The organism is Methanohalophilus portucalensis (assembly GCF_002761295.1).
GTDB classification, from domain to species: Archaea; Halobacteriota; Methanosarcinia; order Methanosarcinales; family Methanosarcinaceae; genus Methanohalophilus; species Methanohalophilus portucalensis.
On the sequence record NZ_CP017881.1, the window covers coordinates 1,776,277 to 1,794,026 of the forward strand.

Here is a 17,750-nt window from a genome sequence, read left to right on the forward strand (position 1 = left end):
CCTTCTCTGTATCATATATCTTTTGTAATATAGGCACATCAAATTTGTAGATGGCAAAAAAAGGACTTGAGCCGATAATTCATCAGGACACCGAAATATTAATTCTGGGATCCCTGCCAGGAGAAGAATCCCTCAGACAACAAAAATATTATGCCAATAAAGGAAATGATTTCTGGAAGCTCACAGGTAATGCTATCGGAGAGGAACTTGACAATAAGGAATATCCAGAAAAATTAAGGCTCCTAAAAGAACATAAAATAGGCCTGTGGGATGTTTTCAGGGAAGCAGAAAGAAAGGGAAGTGGTGATTCTGAAATCAGGTATGAGGTTATCAATGATTTTTCCCTGCTTGAAGTGATAGCACCGAACATACGTAAAATCCTTTTCAATGGAAAAACAAGAGCCGGGAAATATGAGTATTTGTTACAGGAAAAGGGATACGATACTGCAGTATTGCCTTCATCCAGTGGAGCCAACAGACAAAACAGAATTGAAAGAGAAAAAATATGGAAACAGCAATTGCAATGCTGATTCGATACAGTATATTATATAAGTGTTCAGATACCAATTTTAATAAGTAAGATCAATCAGTAGAAGTGATACCATCGCAACTCCCAATCATCCATCCCCGAAAAATGACAGTTCTTTTTCTGCAGGTATTGACACCCCAACAATGAAAAGTGTACTTGAAGATATTGTCAATGCAAGCCCTGCTATTGTTTTCGTATGGAAGGAAGAGGACAGGTGGCCTGTGGAGTTCGTCTCGAAAAATATTTCTCTTTTTGGCTATACTCCCGATGATTTTATTTCAGGCGCCTTAAGGTACAGTGACATTATCCATCCGGATGACCTTGAAATGGTAACTGAAGAGGTGGAAAAACATCTGGAAAGTGGAGATGAACAGTTCAACCTTACCTATCGTGTCCTCACCGGGAAAAAAGATGTACGCTGGGTAGAAGAACGTACCATAATCCACCATAATCCGGATAACACCTACTATGAAGGTATTATCATGGATATTACTTCCAGGAAAATGGAAGAAAAAAAGGTCATTGATGGTGCCCTGGAGATGAAAAAAGCCCTCGAGACAGTAATCAATTCAAGCCCTGTAATTGTTTTCCTGTGGAGAGCAGAAGACGATTGGCCTGTGGAATTTGTCTCGGAAAACATTACACAATTCGGATATGAAGTTGAAGAATTCACATCAGACAAACTGGTGTACGGTGATATCGTTCACCCTGATGATATAGAGAAAGTTCGCCAGGGTATGGCCCGGTGTGTTGCAGAGGGTAACCGGCAGTTCACCAAAGAATATCGTATCCTGACAAAAGATGGAAATGTACGCTGGGTGGATGAACGCACAAAAATCCAGCAAAATGATACAGGTGATGTGACATACCTTCAGGGTATAATTGTTGATATAACAGAAAGAAAGAATGTGGAAAACGCTCTCTATCTTGAAGAAAAACGTCATGAAGCTCTTTTAAAACTATATGCCATGTCTGATTCCTCAATTCAGAAAATAATGGATTATGCGCGTGAACAGGCAGTCTCACTAACTGAAAGCAAGATTGGCTTTCTGGCATTCCTGGATGAAACGGAAACAAACTACGCGGTTATTTCCTGGTCAAACGGCAAACAAAGTTCCGATAAGGCTCCGGCAGAGAGTTACAGTATCTGGGATGAAGCACTTTACCATCGCACCCCCATAATGAACAATGAATATTTAGCTGAGAAAGATACTGATCCTAAATTAATCCAGAGAAATCTGAGCGTCCCCATTTTTGAAGGCAGTAGAATTGCAGGTATTGTGGGTGTTGCCAATAAGGGGCAGGATTATACATCTACAGATGTGAGGCAGTTAAAATTACTCATGCAGGGAATGTGGAATATAATCCAGCAAAAACTGGCTGATGAAGAATTATACCAGTATATGGAAGATTTGAAAAGATCAAGTGAAATAAAATCAGTCCTTTCTGATGTCATTAAGAACAGCCCTGCAGTCGTATTTATATGGTGGGCCGAAGAAGACTGGCCTGTTGAATTCGTTTCCGAGAACGTAACACAGTTTGGCTACACTGTGAATGATTTCCTGTCGGGTAAGCTGGTCTATGCCGACATAGTACACCCATATGACCTGGAAAGGGTCCAGAAAGAACTCGCAAAAAGAATTGATGCGGGGCAGACTGATTTCAATCAGGAATACAGGATAATGACGAAATTTGGAGATGTCCGATGGATAGACGAAAGGACTTTTATCAAATATGATGAGGATGGAAAAGTAACGTATTTGCAAGGTATCATTGTAGACATCACAGAAAGAAAGCATTCCGATGATTTCATGCACCTGCAGTATGATCTTGATAGTGTTATCAGCTCTGCCACATCAAATAGCGAGATATTCAACAGGCTACTGGATCTTGCACTGAAAATCACACCCATTGATTCAGGAGCCCTGTACCTTGTTGACGATAAAACAGGAGACCTGAACCTGGTAGCTCATCACGGGCTGTCTGAGCAATTTGTGAATAGTACCTCCCACTATGAAAGGAATTCTGTACAGACACGCCTTGTTATGAGTGGACAGGCGGTGTATAAACATCATTCCGAACTCAGCGCAATCACCACCGGCAAGAACCTCCGGTATGAAGGGTTGCATGGAACTGCAATAATTCCGATTCGATACCACAACGAGATAATAGCTGCTCTCTACCTATCCTCACATTCTGAATATGAAATCCCCGATAAATCCAGACATGATCTCGAAACGATAGCAAAACAAATCGGGGAAGTCCTATCAAATATGCACAAAGAAGCATCCGCCCAAAAGGAGATCAGTGATTTGCAGATATTGATTGACAATGTAAAAGAAGGGATCACTGTAACCGATAAAAAGGGAGCGTTGCTTTATACAAATAAGATACTTGAGAAGTGGATACGATACTCTGCAGATGAACTTAAAAAGATGGACATTACAGATATATATCCGCTGAGATACAGGCATGTCCTGGATTCCGTAAACAAGCCAATAAACCAAAACCGGCCTTATAGTGAAGATATCAGGTTACACTCCAGCACAGGAAGAGAAATTCCCTGCAGAGTAACTTTTAAGAATATAAAGTGGAACGAAAAGGATTGCATACTAGGAATCTACGAACATATCAATACATAAGCAACCTCCATTCATAATACATAAAGTCCGAAGATATTTATATATTAGAAGGACTATCGTAGTTAAATTCAACAGGGATGACTGCGGAGTGAATTCATGAGTCCTAGAAAAAAAGATGAAAAAAAATATACAAAATATGTAGGTATATTCCTTGCAGTAATAATGGTCGGATCAATCGGTATGTTCTTTTTCAGCGGCGGGTCAACCAACAACAATAATGAACAGACATCTGAAAATGTTCAGGTATCTGGTTTTGAGAGTGTGCCGGGTCAACATATAGGGATAACATTAAACTCCATCCAGGATGGTCTGCAGGTAACTCCAGATAATGTTACTACAGCCAGATACATGAACATCGCCTACCTGAAAGGTACGCCACTACAATATCTTACAGGTAATACATCCGTTTACAATAATTTCTACGGATCAAATGTAACCAAACTATATTCAGCAGGATATGATAATTCTTCATGGATAGAAATGCATGAGATCGACCCAAAGGTTGTGGCATTCCAGTATTATACTGCTCCTGAAACATATAAGGGGTACCAGCCCCTTTCCAGAGGACAGGGTATCTACAACGTCATAGGAACTCCCATGATCCTGGGAGAACAACAAAGTGTTGAAGCCACAATAGATGTAATTGAAGGAGATGCAGAATCCGCCCAGAAATTCAATGAGATTCTACAATTCGCAAGTACAGATGCCCCTATACAGCAAGTTGTCGATCTGGAAAATGAATTCGCAGACCAGTATTATGTTGAATGGGATATTGAAGATGATAGCAGTTTCAGAAGAACTGCCCTGTATGCAGATCCCACTGAAAACACAATGAACAACCTTACAACCAGGGCATCCAACACAAGCCAGAGAGGCCTAAACTACAACATTACAGAATATGGGAATATTATTAAGGTGGATATCAATGCCAATGCATCTAATTTCTATGCAATGGCTATGGAACCCATCCAGTAATTTTTCCTTTTACTTTTTTAAATCGATACCAGAAGTTTTATAATCGATAGGCATATTCAAGAAGTGCTATCGAGTTGTCGCAAGTTATATATGTACCAGTGGCGATTCATACCAAATACTCCAACGAATGTAAACAGTATGGTAGAATTGACCTTTGTTTGCATCTATACAATGAATAATGACAAACCGCGGTGAAAACCGTGATTTCGAAGGAGATAGAAATTATGGCAAAATTTGATGTTCCAGATGAACTAATAGATAAAGCTCTTGAAGCAGTAGAAGTTGCCAGAGATACTGGCAAGGTAAAAAAAGGAGCTAACGAAGCTACAAAGGCTGTAGAAAGAGGTATTGCAAAACTGACAGTCATTGCAGACGATGTCGAACCTGCAGAAGTAGTAGCTCACATTGGTCCCCTTTGTGAAGAAAAGAATGCACCTTACATCTACGTGAAACAGCAGAAAGAACTTGGGGCTGCCTGCGGAATAGGCGTTGGCTGTGCTGCAGTGGTAATTACAGATGCAGGTAAGGGCGCAGAGACCATCGAGGACCTGGCCGAAAAAGTCAGTGCCCTCAAATAAACTTACCCATAAAAAAGGAGTAATTCTCCATGGCAGATGAAAACTTAGGATATGCCGCGGAGGTCATAGATGTCATCGGCAACACCGGTATGCATGGCGAAGCAAGCCAGATCCAGTGCAGAGTACTGGATGGCCGGGACAAGGGCAGGATCATCACCCGTAACTGCATGGGCCCTGTTCGTATCGGCGATGTGCTGATGCTGATGGAGACTTCCAGAGAGGCAAAGAAACTTACAACAAGGTGATGCGCAATGGAAACCAAGAAATGCTCTTTCTGCGGAACTAAACTGGAACCTGGAACTGGTATCCTTTTTGCAAAGAAGGACGGTTCTACCTATAATTTCTGCTCCTCTAAATGCAGGAATAATTACAAGATGGGTAGACTTCCAAGGCGTACTATCTGGACCGAAACGGGCAGAACCTACATGAAAAAAGCCTGATGAGGAATTAATCAATGGAACGCACATATGTTATGATCAAACCAGACGGAGTCCAGAGGGGACTTATCGGAGAGATCATAGGAAGAATCGAAAGGAGAGGCCTCAAGATAAGTGCCATGCGCATGAATGTTATCGATGAGAATGACGCAAAGGAACATTACAGTGAACACTGCGAAAAGCCATTTTTCGGTTCACTTATATCCTATGTGATTTCCGCTCCTTCAGTTTCAATGATTGTTGAAGGCAAGGATGCAATAAAATCCATGAGGACAATAAATGGTGCCACCAATCCATCCGAAGCAATGCCTGGTACAATAAGGGGCGATTTTGCTCTTGAAACCGGTAGAAATGTGGTACATGCATCCGATTCAGTAGAATCAGCTGAAAGAGAAATCAGCATCCATTTCAAGGATGATGAGACAAACGAATATTCCCGTATAGACGAAGAATGGCTCTATGAGTGAGTACCCTTTTGCTCACTCCCCTGTTTCTTAAGGAAGGGATGCATATTACCGATAACGAAAATCTCAGGACACCCATTGTATGCGTTATGGGACATGTGGATCACGGTAAAACCACACTGTTAGACAGGATACGCGGTAGTTCTGTGGCTGCAGGAGAAGCCGGTGCGATCACCCAGCATATCGGTGCAACGGAAGTAATGATCGATTCCATAATAGAACGTAGTGGTGCTTCCGGGATGAAGAACAATTTCATCGTACCCGGCCTTTTATTCATAGATACACCGGGACACCATGCATTCACATCCCTGCGTAGCAGAGGAGGAGCACTTGCTGATCTGGCAGTCGTAATTGTAGACATTAATGAGGGCTTCATGCCCCAGACAAAAGAAAGTCTGCAAATACTCAAGCGGTTCAAAACTCCTTTTGTGGTTGTTGCAAATAAGATCGACAGGATACATGGCTGGCAACCACATGAAAGTGCGAGTTTTCTGGAAACTTACAACAAACAAAGTGAACGTGTAAGAACTGATCTTGATAACAAGTTCTATGAAATTGTCGGGGAACTATATAACAGTGGTTTTAATTCCGAACGCTATGACCGTGTTTCTGACTTCCAGAGAAATATAGGAATAATACCAATAAGCGCGGTTACCGGCGAAGGTATACCTGACCTGCTTATGGTATTACTCGGACTGGCCCAGAAATTCCTCGAATCTAATCTTCATTATAACGCAAGTGGACCTGGCGAAGGAACAATACTTGAAGTAAAGGAAGAAAAGGGATTGGGAACCACCATCGATATTATTCTCTATGATGGAACCCTCAAAAAAGGGGACACTATTGTAGTCGGAAGTCTTGGGGAACCTATTCAGACCAAAGTGAGGGCTTTGCTAAAACCCAATCCAATGGGAGAAATATCTGCCGAGGAAAAGTTCCAGAATGTGGAATCAGTTACGGCTGCTATTGGTGTAAAGATATCTGCGCCAAATCTTGATGATGCCCTGTCAGGAGCCACTGTAAGAGCGGCTAACCCGGAAAACATTGAAACTATTGTCAAAGAAGTTCAAGAGGAACTTGACGAGGTACAGATTAGTACGGGCACCACAGGTGTGACTCTTAAAGCAGATACAATCGGATCACTGGAAGCGCTTGTTAATGAACTCCAGAAAGAGGATATACCCATCAGAAAAGCCGAAGTAGGAGACATATCCCAGAGGGATATTATCGAGGTTTCGGCTATCGAAGATCCTTTTAATGCGGTTCTTATTGGCTTTAATGTAAAGATGTTACCTGATGCAAAAGAAAAAGCAAAGGGTGCCGATCTTAAAATATTCCAGAATGATGTTATTTACAGGCTTATTGATGATTACAAAGACTGGGTCAAAGAAAAGAAGGAGAAATCCGAAAAAACAATATCCCAGCTCATAGTCAAGCCTGCAAGATTCCTGCTTCTTCCAGAATGTACGTTCAGACAAAGCAAACCTGCTGTTGTTGGTGTAAGAATCACAGGTGGAAAGGTCAAAACTAACATCGGTGTTACAGATAACAGTGGCAGAGTTGTAGGCACAATCAAAGGGCTCCAATTAGAGGGAGAAAACATCAAGGAAGCCAGTGCAGGGATGGAAGTTGCAATGGCGATTGATGGACCTACAATAGGTCGCCAGATCAAAGAAGGTGATGTACTTTATTCAAATATTCCCGAAAAGCATGCAAAGGTGCTTGAAACGGAGATACTTGACTCACTTTCGGCAGATGAAATGGAAACCCTCGATGCTTTCCTTGAAATCAAACGCAGGGATAATCCGTTCTGGGCCAAGTAATAATATTAATTCATGTTGGAGGTAAATAATGGTAGATTTCAAAATTGTCGTATCAGATCCAAAAGCCAAAGCATATCAGTTCGATGTGAGTGGTGCCGAGGCAAATAAGTTTATAGGAAAAGCAATAGGCGAAACTGTAGAAGGAACAGTAGTCGGTCTTCCCGGTTACACCATCCAGGTTACTGGAGGAAGTGACAGAAGTGGTTTTGTCATGCGCAAGAATGTACCCGGTCCCAAAAGGCAGAGGTTACTCGTAGCCGAAGGTGTCGGATATAAGCCAAAAGACAAGGGAATGCGTCGCCGTAAATTCCTGAGAGGAAGAGAAATAGCTCCGGATATTGTCCAGATCAACACGAAAGTTGTTGGATACGGAGACAAAACCATCGAAGAAATTCTCGGTGGCGGAGAAGAGGGAGAAACTTCCGAAGAGTAATCTCCCGCCCTTTTTTATTTCAATTGATATTTCATCCCTGAATATTCCTTGTAGGCTACACATTATTATATCTTCAATTACATTATAATACAATAGTTATTTATAAAAATTAATTATATTGTATATATAGAGAATTGGGGATAGATGTGGCATGGATATCCGGAATTCAAACACAAAACAGCTCTTCTCTTATGAGAAGAAGGCCAGCAGACTTGAATTATTTTTCAGGATCATTTATTCCATTCTTATAGGAATTGTACTCTATATATACGGGATATTTACCGGAATCTGTCTTGTCCTTCAATGGTTTGTAATCCTTATTGCAGGAAGGAGAATCGAGAGACTAAACCGTATCATAAAGGGCTACCTTGAGTACTGCACTCATGTCATAGGATATCTTTTCCTCACAACTGATATAAGGCCGTCTATAAAGCCACCCTCAATAGCAATATTTGAAAAGAAGCTGTACTATGATAGGGATACAGTAGAGATAATAAAAAAAGATAGCTGATAATTAAAATGATGCTCACTCAAAAGTATAAATAGACATAATCCAATTGACATATATAAAATATATAAAAGAAATCAATTTGCAGACAGAATTTGTACCAATTAAAAGCAAAGCAGGAAGAATAGATATGAGGCGCTCACTTATTGACATTACATGTTTTTCCGAAAAACGTAAGCGCCTTCTTCTCCTGCTTATGGAAGGCAAAAAAGATATTGATGAAATAAAAGAGGTTCTTGATGAAACTTCGCCTTCAATTCTTCCCCAGATAAAAATATTGAAAGAAAACGGCCTCATAGTTCAGGAAAATGGTACGTATTCATTAACCAGAATTGGCATGTTGCTGGTGCACATGCTTCAGGAGGTGTTTCAAACATTTGATGTACTTGAAGACCATTTCGATTATTTTAATGAACATGATTTAACCCCTATTCCAAAAGAATTATTGAACAATATCGGAGAATTAAATAATAGTGAATATATAGTACCTTCACTTACTGATGCATTCGATCCTTTCACAAAAATAAAACCACTTACAAAAGCATCTATCTGGATTAAAGCTTTTATTGCAGTCTATCATCCTGAATATCCTCCGCTTGCCTCTGAAATGGTCTCAAAAGGAGCAAACTTATCGTTGATAATGACAGAACCGATGTTTGAAAAAATGAAAAATGATTATCCTGAAGCAACCCGGATACTCAAAAATTCAGACAATTCCCGGATATTGATCTACAAAGGAGAAGTTATGCCCTCCTTAATCATTGCTTCTGATCAATATTTCCTTTTATCCCTTATGTTGAAAACCTGCCGTTATGACAACAGCTACCTTATGGGTACAAAAAAAGAAGCCATCGAATGGGCAACCAAGCTGTATGAATGGTATGAAAAAAAATCAGAGTTAGTCCCAAAAAAGGACTAACATAATTTCAGAGCAACTTCTTTCCAGCTTCAGGGCCACCTTTACACTCAAAGACATCGGTAATTTTCATGACAATCAGGGCTTTGGCAGGATATTTCTCTCCTTTTTCCTTTGCCATGGCATATGCAGCATCGTAATCATCACCTTCAGTCTTAATTTCCACATCACCTTTTATCTGGAAACAGCCCTTTGAGCCTTCACCCCACACATAAAGTGATGCTTTAGGATTTTCTTCAAGGTTATTGCGGGTTTTCAAAAAATAATTATCCACAATCCAGATAGTTGCATCATCCACAAGTTTACACATACCAATTGGAATTACATTTGGTATACCGTCTTTAGAGGCGGTAGCAAGAGGAAGCGGCCTGACATTGGCAATTGATTCTTTCATATCTTCTGTGAGTTTTACCATATTTAGATCTCCTTGATAGATAATAAAATAGTAAGGTAGAGGTATATTACATTTATGATTTTTTAATTTCTGACTTCAGGTAACCGATATCATATCCAGGAAATAATGATGCAACCGTAGATCAGGCGTCAGTTCGGGATGGAAAGCCAGAGCAAGTACATTGTTTTGTCTTGCTGCTACAATTCTCCCATTAATTGTTGACAATACATCAACTTCCGGACCTGCATCCATGATTGCAGGGGCCCGGATAAAAATTGCTGTATAGGGAGAATCCAGGAATGGAAGATCCAGATCAACCTCAAAGGACTCCCGCTGCCTTCCGAAAGCATTCCGGTTCACTTTTACATCCATCAGACCGAGAAGATGCTGATGGGTCTTATGCACCTGTTCGTCCCCGCGGGTTGCAACAAGGATCAAGCCGGCGCAGGTGCCAAGTACAGGAATACCGTTCTTTGCAGCATTCTGAATTTCACCTGCAATTCCTTCTCTCTCAATCAGACGGCCCAATGTTGTACTTTCCCCTCCGGGTAGTATGACGGCGTCACACCGGGGCACAATGCCTTCATGACGGATTTCCAGCACTTCCCCTTCAATGCCCCTTTCGCAAAGGGCACGTTCTACGGCATCAACATGTTCGGAAACATCACCTTGTATGGCGATTATACCGATACGCATCAATTTCACCGTTGATAATTTACCAGCCACGGGTCTGCAGAGCTTCTTCAGGGAGTATAGTGTCAGCACTCATACCCTTCATTCCTGAACCGATTCCCCTGGAAATTTCTGCCAGTTTTTCGGGGTTATCATAATTATTAACTGCTTCCACAACTGCTTTAGCCATCATTTCAGGATTTTCAGCCTTGAAAATTCCAGAGCCTACGAATACACCATCTGCACCCAGCCTCATCATTAGGGCAGCATCTGCTGGAGTGGCAACACCACCTGCTGCAAAGTTTACCACAGGCAAACGCTGTAAGTCTGCAGACTCAAGAACAAGTTCTATGGGTGCTTCGATATCACGGGCAACCTTGATGAGTTCTTCTTTGTCCTTGCCGGCAAGTTCACGTACTTCCCCCATGATCTTTTTCATGTGGCGCACAGCCTCACGGACATCCCCGGTACCTGCTTCACCTTTGGTACGTATCATTGCCGCACCTTCATTGATACGTCTCAGGGCTTCACCAAGGTCTCTTGCACCACATACAAAAGGAACAGTAAAACCGGTTTTATCAATATGGTACATTTCGTCTGCAGGAGTCAGGACTTCAGACTCATCTACCATATCAGCTCCCAGGGATTCAAGGATTTCAGCTTCTACAAAATGGCCGATCCTGGCCTTTGCCATTACAGGAATTGTTACAGTATCAATAATCTGCGCAACTATTTCCGGGTCTGCCATTCTGGCCACTCCACCGGCCTTACGGATATCAGCCGGAACTGCCTGCAGGGCCATTACAGCCACAGCCCCTGCTTCTTCGGCGATTCTAGCCTGCTCAGGGTTGGTTACATCCATAATAACCCCGCCTTTCTGCATTCTGGCAAAACCTCTTTTAATGAGTTCAGTACCGTGCCTTAAGTTTTCAAGTTCCATCTCATAAGCCTTCTTTTTTTTAATCGGATATAGGGTCAATAGTAAGTATATTTACATAAAAAGATTTGGTCGCAGCATCTCTGCGGAATTATATTGAAATGTCTCACGTGCCCTATATTCTTTTTGGGTAATCCAACAGCTTGCATGAAACTCGTTGATTGCCAGAAATAAGACAACATCCGGCGCTTTCTTTATTGAATAAAAAAGGAACAGGCGAGTGGGGCCCATATATTAACAATGTTAACCATTCCAATAAAAACATATTTATGAAATATGTTAACATGTGTCAATATAGCATATGTAGAGGTGCCCTCATGCTTGGAATAGAAGACCCCCAAATATGGATAGCATATATCCTGTGTATAGCAGGTGCGATAAGCTGTATGATATATGGTATAATGAAATGGAATGACGGCGAGGAAACGGAGGTCTGCTCATGATAAGCACCCCCGTCCTTGGTGTAATTATCCTGATCTATCTTATGATAATTTTTTATCTGGGAATGCTTGGATACAAAAAGACAAAAGAAATTGACGATTATATGGTCGCCGGCAGGCACATCAATCCATATATACTTGCCCTTTCCTATGGCGCCACATTTATCAGTACATCGGCAATCATTGGTTTTGGCGGGGCTGCCGGTGCACTGGGAATGGGATTGCTCTGGCTTGCGGTAATGAACATCATTGTCGGGATACTCATAGCGTTTGTGTTTTTCGGATCCAGAACACGCCGCATGGGATTAAGGCTTAAAGCAGTTACATTTCCTGAATTACTGGGACGCAGATTCCAGTCACGTTTCATACAGGGTTTCTCGGGCGGCCTCATAGGAGTATTTATGCCCCTTTATGCAGGTATCGTGCTGATTGGCGGAGCCCGTTTTGTCGAAACCACCCTGGGGATAAACTATGATGTGGCAGTCCTTTTACTTACGGTAATTGTTGCAGCATACGTTATCACCGGGGGATTGATAGCAGTTATGTACACAGACGCCCTTCAGGGAGCATTCATGTTTATAGGAATGCTGGTCCTGCTTGCACTTACTTACGTCAAACTGGGAGGAATCGCTGAAGCACATCAAGCACTCACAGCAATGACACCCCTTGTTCCTGATTCACTTGCAGCAGGGGGACATCTGGGATGGACGGCAATGCCCGCCTTCGGGTCGCCTATCTGGTGGACACTGGTATCTACCCTGATACTTGGAGTTGGTGTCGGTGTACTTGCTCAACCTCAACTGGCTGTCAGGTTCATGACTGTGGAAAATGACAGGGCATTGAACAGGGCAGTCCTTGTAGGCGGCCCATTCATTTTAATGATGACGGGAGTTGCCTTTACAGTAGGTTCTCTTTCAAATGCTTTTTTTTACAAAACAGAAGGGTTGATATCCGTAGCTGTAACGGGAGGAAATACCGACCTGATAATTCCACAATATATCAACAATGCAATGCCTGAAACTTTTGTTATCCTATTCATGTTAACCTTACTGGCAGCCGCCATGTCAACATTAAGTTCCCAATACCATACAATGGGAACATCAATCGGACATGATTTCTATCGCCAGTTTGTTAAGAGAGGAGAAGTTGGCAAAACAGTCAATATTACAAGGTTGGGAATTGCAACAACCATTCTGATAAGTGTTATATTGGCTTACATCCTGCCTATAAGTATAATAGCCCGTGCCACAGCAATCTTTTTTGGATTATGTGCAGCGGCCTTTTTACCGATGTATGCAGGAGCTTTATTCTGGCCACGTATGACAAGGGAGGGAGCAATTGCAAGCCTGTTAGTTGGAACATTTGCAAGCTTGTTCTGGCTGGGCTTTGTTCATGCAAAAGAAGCAGTCCCGCTGGGAATCTGCAAATTCATATTCGGAACGGATACTCTCCTGACCGGAACCTGGACAGTTGTGGACCCGATTCTCGTTGCAACCCCCCTTGCAGCAGTCGTAGCCGTTGCAGTAAGTTATATGACAAAACCGACATCTACAGAACATCTGAAAAAATGCTACGGGAAATAAGTGTAACCTTAAAGGCTACACTTACTCCTCTTTTTTAATTCTGGCCAAACTGACCACTTTATCTTTCTCCCTGATATTCATAATTTTTACACCCTTAGTATTACGTCCCTGCACTCTAATATCTGTCACAGGGATACGTATCACAATGCCGGCAGAGCTTGTCAGGATGATCTCGTTATCATCTTCCACTGTTTTTACAGTGACCACGGGACCATTGCGCATATCAGTGAAAATGGTTATCACTCCCTGCCCTCCACGACGAAGGGTACGGTACTCATCAAATGGCGTGCGTTTACCAAAACCATTCTCTGTAACGGTCAGCAGGGTAGCATCAGAATCTACAACATCTAGGCTTACAATAACATCCTCACCTGTCAGTTTCATACCCTTCACACCACGTGCCGTCCTGCCCATCACACGCACATCTTCTTCAGAGATACGGAGGGCTTTGCCATGCCTTGAAGCCAGCATTATATCCTGGTTTCCGTCGGTCTGGAGGACATTTACAAGTTCATCCCCCTCTTTCAGGGAAATCGCAATAATACCGGCTTTGCGAGGATTACTGAAATCCGAAAGACTGCAACGTTTTACGGTCCCATCACGGGTACCCATGAAAAGGTAGCGATCCTTCTCAAAATCATGTACCGGAATCATAGCATTTACTGATTCACCTTCAGCAAGTTCAAGCAGGTTAACAATAGCCTTGCCTCTGGACTGGCGGCTTCCCCTGGGAATATCATAGACCTTTTGCCAGTAAACCTTACCGCGATTTGTGAAAAAGAGGATGTAATCATGGGTAGAAGCCACAAAGATGCTTCCCACAGTATCATCTTCCTTTGTTTCCATACCTCTCACACCACGACCGCCCCGATGCTGCATATTATATGTCTGGAGAGGAATATTCTTTATATAACCACTCTGGGTTGAGGTTACAACCACTTCTTCCTCGGGTATCAGGTCTTCATCCGCAAGTTCTTCACGGCTACCCTGAATAAGGGTTCTGCGCTCATCACCATATTTATTTTTCAACTCCAGAACTTCATCCTTAATAATCGCATATTTACGCTCATCATTTGCAAGAATATCCTTAAGATCGGCAATCGTATCGATCAGACCATTATACTCTTCATCGATCTTTTGCCTCTCCAATCCAGTCAGACGCTGCAGCCTCATATCCAGAATAGCTTTGGCCTGAATTTCATCCAGATCGAAATTACTTATAAGCCCTTCTCTTGCTTCCTCTGTGGTAGAAGAGCCGCGTATCAATTTGATAACTTCATCGATATTATCCAGGGCTATTTTAAGCCCCTGGAGAATATGTGCCCTTTCCTCAGCCTTTCTTAGATCAAAAGCTGTACGTCGACTGATAACATCTATACGATGTTTGAGATATATCTGGATCAGTTCCCTGAGATTAAGCACGCGAGGTACACCGTCAACCAGAGCCAGGTTAATGATACCAAATGTTGTTTCAAGCTGGGTCTGTTTGTAGAGCTGATTGAGCAGGACTTTGGGATTGGCTGCCTTCTTAAGCTCAATAACCACCCGCATACCTTCCCTGCCGGATTCATCCCTTAAATCTGAAATACCCTCAATTTTTTTATCCCTTACAAGATTGGCGATGGATTCCACAAGACGTGCCTTGTTCACCTGATAAGGAAGTTCGTATACCACAATGCGGTATTTATCATTCTTCATCTCCTCTATCTCGGTCACGGCACGCAGATGGATAGGGGAGCGTCCTGTCTCATAAGCAGTCTTGATCCCACTGGTACCCATTATGATACCACCAGTAGGGAAATCCGGTCCTTTCACGATCTTTCGAAGTTCTGAAAGTTCAGTATCAGGGTCATCAATCAATTTGACAGTAGCATCCACGACCTCCCTGAGATTATGGGGAGCCATGTTGGTCGCCATTCCCACAGCAATACCTGTGGAGCCGTTCAAGAGAAGGTTGGGCAACTTTGAAGGCAGGACTTCAGGTTCCTCCAGGGAACCATCATAGTTAGGTTTGAAATCTACAGTTCCCTTCTTGATATCCTCAAGCATTTCAGTGGTTATCTTATCCATGCGGACTTCTGTGTAACGCATTGCTGCAGCAGAATCACCATCAACAGACCCAAAGTTACCCTGCCCGTCTATTAATGGATAACGCAGGGAAAAGTCCTGGACCATACGCACCAGACTGTCATAAACAGCAGTATCACCGTGCGGATGGAACTTACCCAATACATCACCCACTACACGGGCGGATTTCTTGTACGCCTTATCATGGGTTATACCGGCTTCATTCATCGAATGAAGAATACGACGATGAACCGGCTTCAAACCATCACGGGCATCAGGTAGGGCCCTCCCCACAATAACACTCATCGAGTAATCAATATAAGAACGTCTCATTTCATCCTGGATAAGCACCGGAACTACACGTCCGCCTTCCCCGTCATGCTGCTCGATTTTTTTATCAAGAGGATTAATATCATTATCTTCTGCCATTTTATACCACCTCATACATCCAGGTTGATAACATCCTTTGCATGCTCCTGTATGAATTTACGTCTGGGAGCAACTTCATCTCCCATCAGAACTGAGAACATCTCATCGGCCGCGACCGCATCCTCCATTGTTACCTGCAAAATAGTGCGTGTCTGAGGATTCATGGTTGTCTCCCACAGTTGATCGGGATTCATTTCACCAAGACCCTTGTAGCGCTGTATACTTACACCCTTTTCGCCAATCTCTTCAATTATTTTGTCCTTTTCCCTCTCGGTATAGGCAAATCTTTGATTTTTACCTTTCTTGATACTGTAGAGAGGGGGTTGTGCGATGTATACATAGCCAGCATCTATCAAAGGGGTCATGTAGCGGAAAAAGAAAGTCAGCATAAGGGTGCGTATATGTGCGCCATCCACATCGGCATCAGTCATGATGACTACCTTGTGATAACGAGCCTTTGAGAGGTCATACTCATCCCCTATACCGGTGCCCATTGCAGTGATCAGGGAAAGGATCTCATTATTCTTCAATATCCGGGACAAACGGGATTTTTCTACATTCAATATTTTACCCCTAAACGGAAGAATTGCCTGGAAACGTCTCTCACGACCCATCTTTGCCGAACCACCTGCAGAATCACCTTCCACAAGGTAAATTTCAGATACAGAGGGGTCTTTTTCAGAACAGTCTGCAAGTTTGCCGGGAAGAGTGCTGACTTCCAGGGCACTTTTACGCCGCGTTAATTCCCTTGCCTTTTTGGCCGCTTCCCTGGCCCTGCGTGCATCCATTGCTTTTTGCAGGATAGCAGAAGCAATCTTGGGGTTTTCTTCCATGAATTCCGATAGACCCTCAGAAACCATGGATTCCACAATACCCTTAAGTTCACTGTTTCCAAGTTTTGTCTTTGTCTGCCCTTCAAATTGAGGGTCCATCAATTTAACACTGATAATTCCTGCCAGACCTTCCCGGATATCATCACCGCTGAGTTTGATATCCCCTTTGGCAAGGTTGTTGCGTTTGGCATAATCATTGGCAACCCTGGTCAGGGCTGACTTGAAACCCGCCAGATGAGTACCACCTTCATGGGTATTGATATTATTTGCAAAAGAATAAACATATTCACCATAACTGTCTGTATACTGCATGGCGATTTCAACACGGGTATCTTCCTTTTCCCTCTCAAAATATATAGGTTGTTCATGCAATACATTGCGGCTCTTGTTCAAATATTCAACAAAAGAGACAATACCGCCATCATACTCAAAAACTTCCTGCAGGGGCTCATCTGATCTCTTATCAGTTATGACAATCTTAATTCCACGATTTAAAAATGCAAGTTCCCTTAACCTTGTAGCCAGGGTTTCGAAATTAAAATCTACTGTTTCAAAAATGTCGGTATCCGGTTTGAAGGTCATCGATGTACCGGTACTTTCAGTATCCCCTTTCTCGATAACATCATCAAGAGGTTTTCCTCTTACGTAACGCTGATAGAAAATTTTGCCATTCCTGTGAACTTCAACATCGTTCCATTCAGAAAGAGCGTTCACAACAGAGACACCTACTCCATGAAGACCACCTGATACCTTGTAGGAACTCTTATCGAATTTACCCCCTGCATGCAGAATGGTCATTACAACTTCAAGTGCCGATTTTTTGTATTTGGAATGTATATCTGTAGGGATTCCCCTGCCGTCATCCCTGACCGTAACCGATCCATCCCTGTTTATAGAAACGTCAATTGAGGTACAATAGCCTGCAAGGGCCTCATCTATACTGTTATCCACTACTTCATAAACAAGATGGTGTAAACCCCGGCCATCAATGCTTCCGATATACATGCTCGGTCGCTTGCGCACGGCTTCCAGTCCTTCCAACACCTGAATATGGGTCGCATCATAGACATCTCTGTCACTCATCGCGTTC

The 17,750-nt window shown here is 42.6% G+C and carries 18 protein-coding genes; 13 read left to right on the plus strand and 5 right to left on the minus strand.

Annotated features, from left to right (window positions below):
* The first annotated feature begins 50 nt into the window (after positions 1-50).
* The 11 genes from BKM01_RS09150 (at position 51) to BKM01_RS09200 (ending at position 9,308) form a co-directional block, all read left to right on the plus strand.
* Positions 51-530 (plus strand): DNA-deoxyinosine glycosylase, encoded by a 480-nt coding sequence (locus tag BKM01_RS09150; protein ID WP_072357956.1) that lies wholly within the window; start codon positions 51-53, stop codon positions 528-530.
* Between the two features lie 142 nt (positions 531-672).
* Entirely contained in the window at positions 673-3,171 is a 2,499-nt protein-coding gene (locus tag BKM01_RS09155; RefSeq protein WP_072357959.1) for a PAS domain-containing protein, read from the plus strand.
* Positions 3,172-3,267: 96 nt separating this feature from the next.
* A complete protein-coding gene (locus BKM01_RS09160; RefSeq protein WP_072357961.1) occupies positions 3,268-4,146 on the plus strand; it encodes a hypothetical protein in 879 nt (292 codons plus the stop codon).
* 215 nt (positions 4,147-4,361) lie between these two features.
* Positions 4,362-4,724 carry a 50S ribosomal protein L7Ae gene (rpl7ae, locus tag BKM01_RS09165; protein WP_091828985.1) on the plus strand — a complete coding sequence of 121 codons (363 nt, stop codon included), beginning with the start codon at positions 4,362-4,364 and terminating at the stop codon, positions 4,722-4,724.
* Positions 4,725-4,753: 29 nt separating this feature from the next.
* Positions 4,754-4,969, plus strand: a complete 216-nt coding sequence (locus BKM01_RS09170) for a 30S ribosomal protein S28e (protein WP_013037328.1) — start codon at positions 4,754-4,756, stop codon at positions 4,967-4,969.
* Positions 4,970-4,975: 6 nt separating this feature from the next.
* Positions 4,976-5,164 carry a 50S ribosomal protein L24e gene (locus tag BKM01_RS09175; protein ID WP_072357968.1) on the plus strand — a complete coding sequence of 63 codons (189 nt, stop codon included), beginning with the start codon at positions 4,976-4,978 and terminating at the stop codon, positions 5,162-5,164.
* Between the two features lie 14 nt (positions 5,165-5,178).
* Positions 5,179-5,628 carry a nucleoside-diphosphate kinase gene (gene ndk, locus BKM01_RS09180; protein WP_072357970.1) on the plus strand — a complete coding sequence of 150 codons (450 nt, stop codon included), beginning with the start codon at positions 5,179-5,181 and terminating at the stop codon, positions 5,626-5,628.
* A 44-nt stretch (positions 5,629-5,672) separates the two neighbouring features.
* Entirely contained in the window at positions 5,673-7,448 is a 1,776-nt protein-coding gene (gene infB / locus BKM01_RS09185) for a translation initiation factor IF-2 (protein ID WP_072358324.1), read from the plus strand.
* Positions 7,449-7,476: 28 nt separating this feature from the next.
* Positions 7,477-7,881 carry a 30S ribosomal protein S6e gene (locus tag BKM01_RS09190; RefSeq protein ID WP_072357973.1) on the plus strand — a complete coding sequence of 135 codons (405 nt, stop codon included), beginning with the start codon at positions 7,477-7,479 and terminating at the stop codon, positions 7,879-7,881.
* 151 nt (positions 7,882-8,032) lie between these two features.
* Positions 8,033-8,392, plus strand: a complete 360-nt coding sequence (locus BKM01_RS09195; RefSeq protein ID WP_072357975.1) for a DUF4389 domain-containing protein — start codon at positions 8,033-8,035, stop codon at positions 8,390-8,392.
* 79 nt (positions 8,393-8,471) lie between these two features.
* Positions 8,472-9,308: a helix-turn-helix transcriptional regulator gene (locus BKM01_RS09200; protein ID WP_143744086.1), complete on the plus strand. Its 837-nt coding sequence runs from the start codon at positions 8,472-8,474 to the stop codon at positions 9,306-9,308.
* A gap of 7 nt (positions 9,309-9,315) precedes the next feature.
* Here BKM01_RS09200 and BKM01_RS09205 read toward each other — a convergent pair whose 3' ends face one another.
* From BKM01_RS09205 to pdxS, 3 genes are all read right to left on the minus strand, one after another.
* On the minus strand, positions 9,316-9,720 hold the full coding sequence (locus BKM01_RS09205) for a pyridoxamine 5'-phosphate oxidase family protein (RefSeq protein WP_072357981.1): 405 nt from the start codon (positions 9,718-9,720) through the stop codon (positions 9,316-9,318).
* Between the two features lie 75 nt (positions 9,721-9,795).
* Positions 9,796-10,395, minus strand: coding sequence for a pyridoxal 5'-phosphate synthase glutaminase subunit PdxT (gene pdxT, locus BKM01_RS09210; RefSeq protein WP_072357984.1), 600 nt, complete (start codon positions 10,393-10,395; stop codon positions 9,796-9,798).
* Positions 10,396-10,414: 19 nt separating this feature from the next.
* Positions 10,415-11,311, minus strand: coding sequence for a pyridoxal 5'-phosphate synthase lyase subunit PdxS (gene pdxS / locus BKM01_RS09215; RefSeq protein WP_072357987.1), 897 nt, complete (start codon positions 11,309-11,311; stop codon positions 10,415-10,417).
* A gap of 314 nt (positions 11,312-11,625) precedes the next feature.
* Between pdxS and BKM01_RS11180 the strand changes: the two genes are divergently transcribed.
* Together BKM01_RS11180 and BKM01_RS09220 are read left to right on the plus strand one after the other, a co-directional pair.
* Complete coding sequence (locus tag BKM01_RS11180) at positions 11,626-11,751, plus strand: symporter small accessory protein (protein ID WP_257790278.1); 126 nt, start codon at positions 11,626-11,628, stop codon at positions 11,749-11,751.
* The gene (locus tag BKM01_RS09220) at positions 11,748-13,331 is read left to right on the plus strand and encodes a sodium:solute symporter family protein (RefSeq protein ID WP_072357990.1); all 1,584 of its coding nucleotides are present in this window, start codon (positions 11,748-11,750) and stop codon (positions 13,329-13,331) included. The genes BKM01_RS11180 and BKM01_RS09220 overlap by 4 nt, the downstream gene beginning before the upstream one ends.
* A gap of 21 nt (positions 13,332-13,352) precedes the next feature.
* Here the strand turns inward: BKM01_RS09220 and gyrA are convergent, their stop codons facing one another.
* Together gyrA and gyrB are read right to left on the minus strand one after the other, a co-directional pair.
* The gene (gene gyrA, locus BKM01_RS09225; RefSeq protein WP_072357992.1) at positions 13,353-15,827 is read right to left on the minus strand and encodes a DNA gyrase subunit A; all 2,475 of its coding nucleotides are present in this window, start codon (positions 15,825-15,827) and stop codon (positions 13,353-13,355) included.
* Between the two features lie 11 nt (positions 15,828-15,838).
* Entirely contained in the window at positions 15,839-17,743 is a 1,905-nt protein-coding gene (gene gyrB / locus BKM01_RS09230; protein WP_072357995.1) for a DNA topoisomerase (ATP-hydrolyzing) subunit B, read from the minus strand.
* Positions 17,744-17,750: the final 7 nt, after the last annotated feature.

What these genes read in the sequence shown, in the direction of transcription:
- BKM01_RS09160 (WP_072357961.1), top strand. Translation starts at nt 3,268, where the DNA reads ATGAGTCCTAGAAAAAAAGATGAAAAAAAATATACAAAATATGTAGGT.
- ndk (WP_072357970.1), top strand. Translation starts at nt 5,179, where the DNA reads ATGGAACGCACATATGTTATGATCAAACCAGACGGAGTCCAGAGGGGA.
- BKM01_RS09155 (WP_072357959.1), top strand. Translation starts at nt 673, where the DNA reads ATGAAAAGTGTACTTGAAGATATTGTCAATGCAAGCCCTGCTATTGTT.
- pdxS (WP_072357987.1), bottom strand. Translation starts at nt 11,311, where the DNA reads ATGGAACTTGAAAACTTAAGGCACGGTACTGAACTCATTAAAAGAGGT.
- BKM01_RS09195 (WP_072357975.1), top strand. Translation starts at nt 8,033, where the DNA reads ATGGATATCCGGAATTCAAACACAAAACAGCTCTTCTCTTATGAGAAG.
- pdxT (WP_072357984.1), bottom strand. Translation starts at nt 10,395, where the DNA reads ATGCGTATCGGTATAATCGCCATACAAGGTGATGTTTCCGAACATGTT.
- gyrA (WP_072357992.1), bottom strand. Translation starts at nt 15,827, where the DNA reads ATGGCAGAAGATAATGATATTAATCCTCTTGATAAAAAAATCGAGCAG.
- gyrB (WP_072357995.1), bottom strand. Translation starts at nt 17,743, where the DNA reads ATGAGTGACAGAGATGTCTATGATGCGACCCATATTCAGGTGTTGGAA.
- BKM01_RS11180 (WP_257790278.1), top strand. Translation starts at nt 11,626, where the DNA reads ATGCTTGGAATAGAAGACCCCCAAATATGGATAGCATATATCCTGTGT.
- BKM01_RS09190 (WP_072357973.1), top strand. Translation starts at nt 7,477, where the DNA reads ATGGTAGATTTCAAAATTGTCGTATCAGATCCAAAAGCCAAAGCATAT.
- BKM01_RS09220 (WP_072357990.1), top strand. Translation starts at nt 11,748, where the DNA reads ATGATAAGCACCCCCGTCCTTGGTGTAATTATCCTGATCTATCTTATG.
- BKM01_RS09175 (WP_072357968.1), top strand. Translation starts at nt 4,976, where the DNA reads ATGGAAACCAAGAAATGCTCTTTCTGCGGAACTAAACTGGAACCTGGA.
- BKM01_RS09205 (WP_072357981.1), bottom strand. Translation starts at nt 9,720, where the DNA reads ATGGTAAAACTCACAGAAGATATGAAAGAATCAATTGCCAATGTCAGG.
- BKM01_RS09170 (WP_013037328.1), top strand. Translation starts at nt 4,754, where the DNA reads ATGGCAGATGAAAACTTAGGATATGCCGCGGAGGTCATAGATGTCATC.
- BKM01_RS09150 (WP_072357956.1), top strand. Translation starts at nt 51, where the DNA reads ATGGCAAAAAAAGGACTTGAGCCGATAATTCATCAGGACACCGAAATA.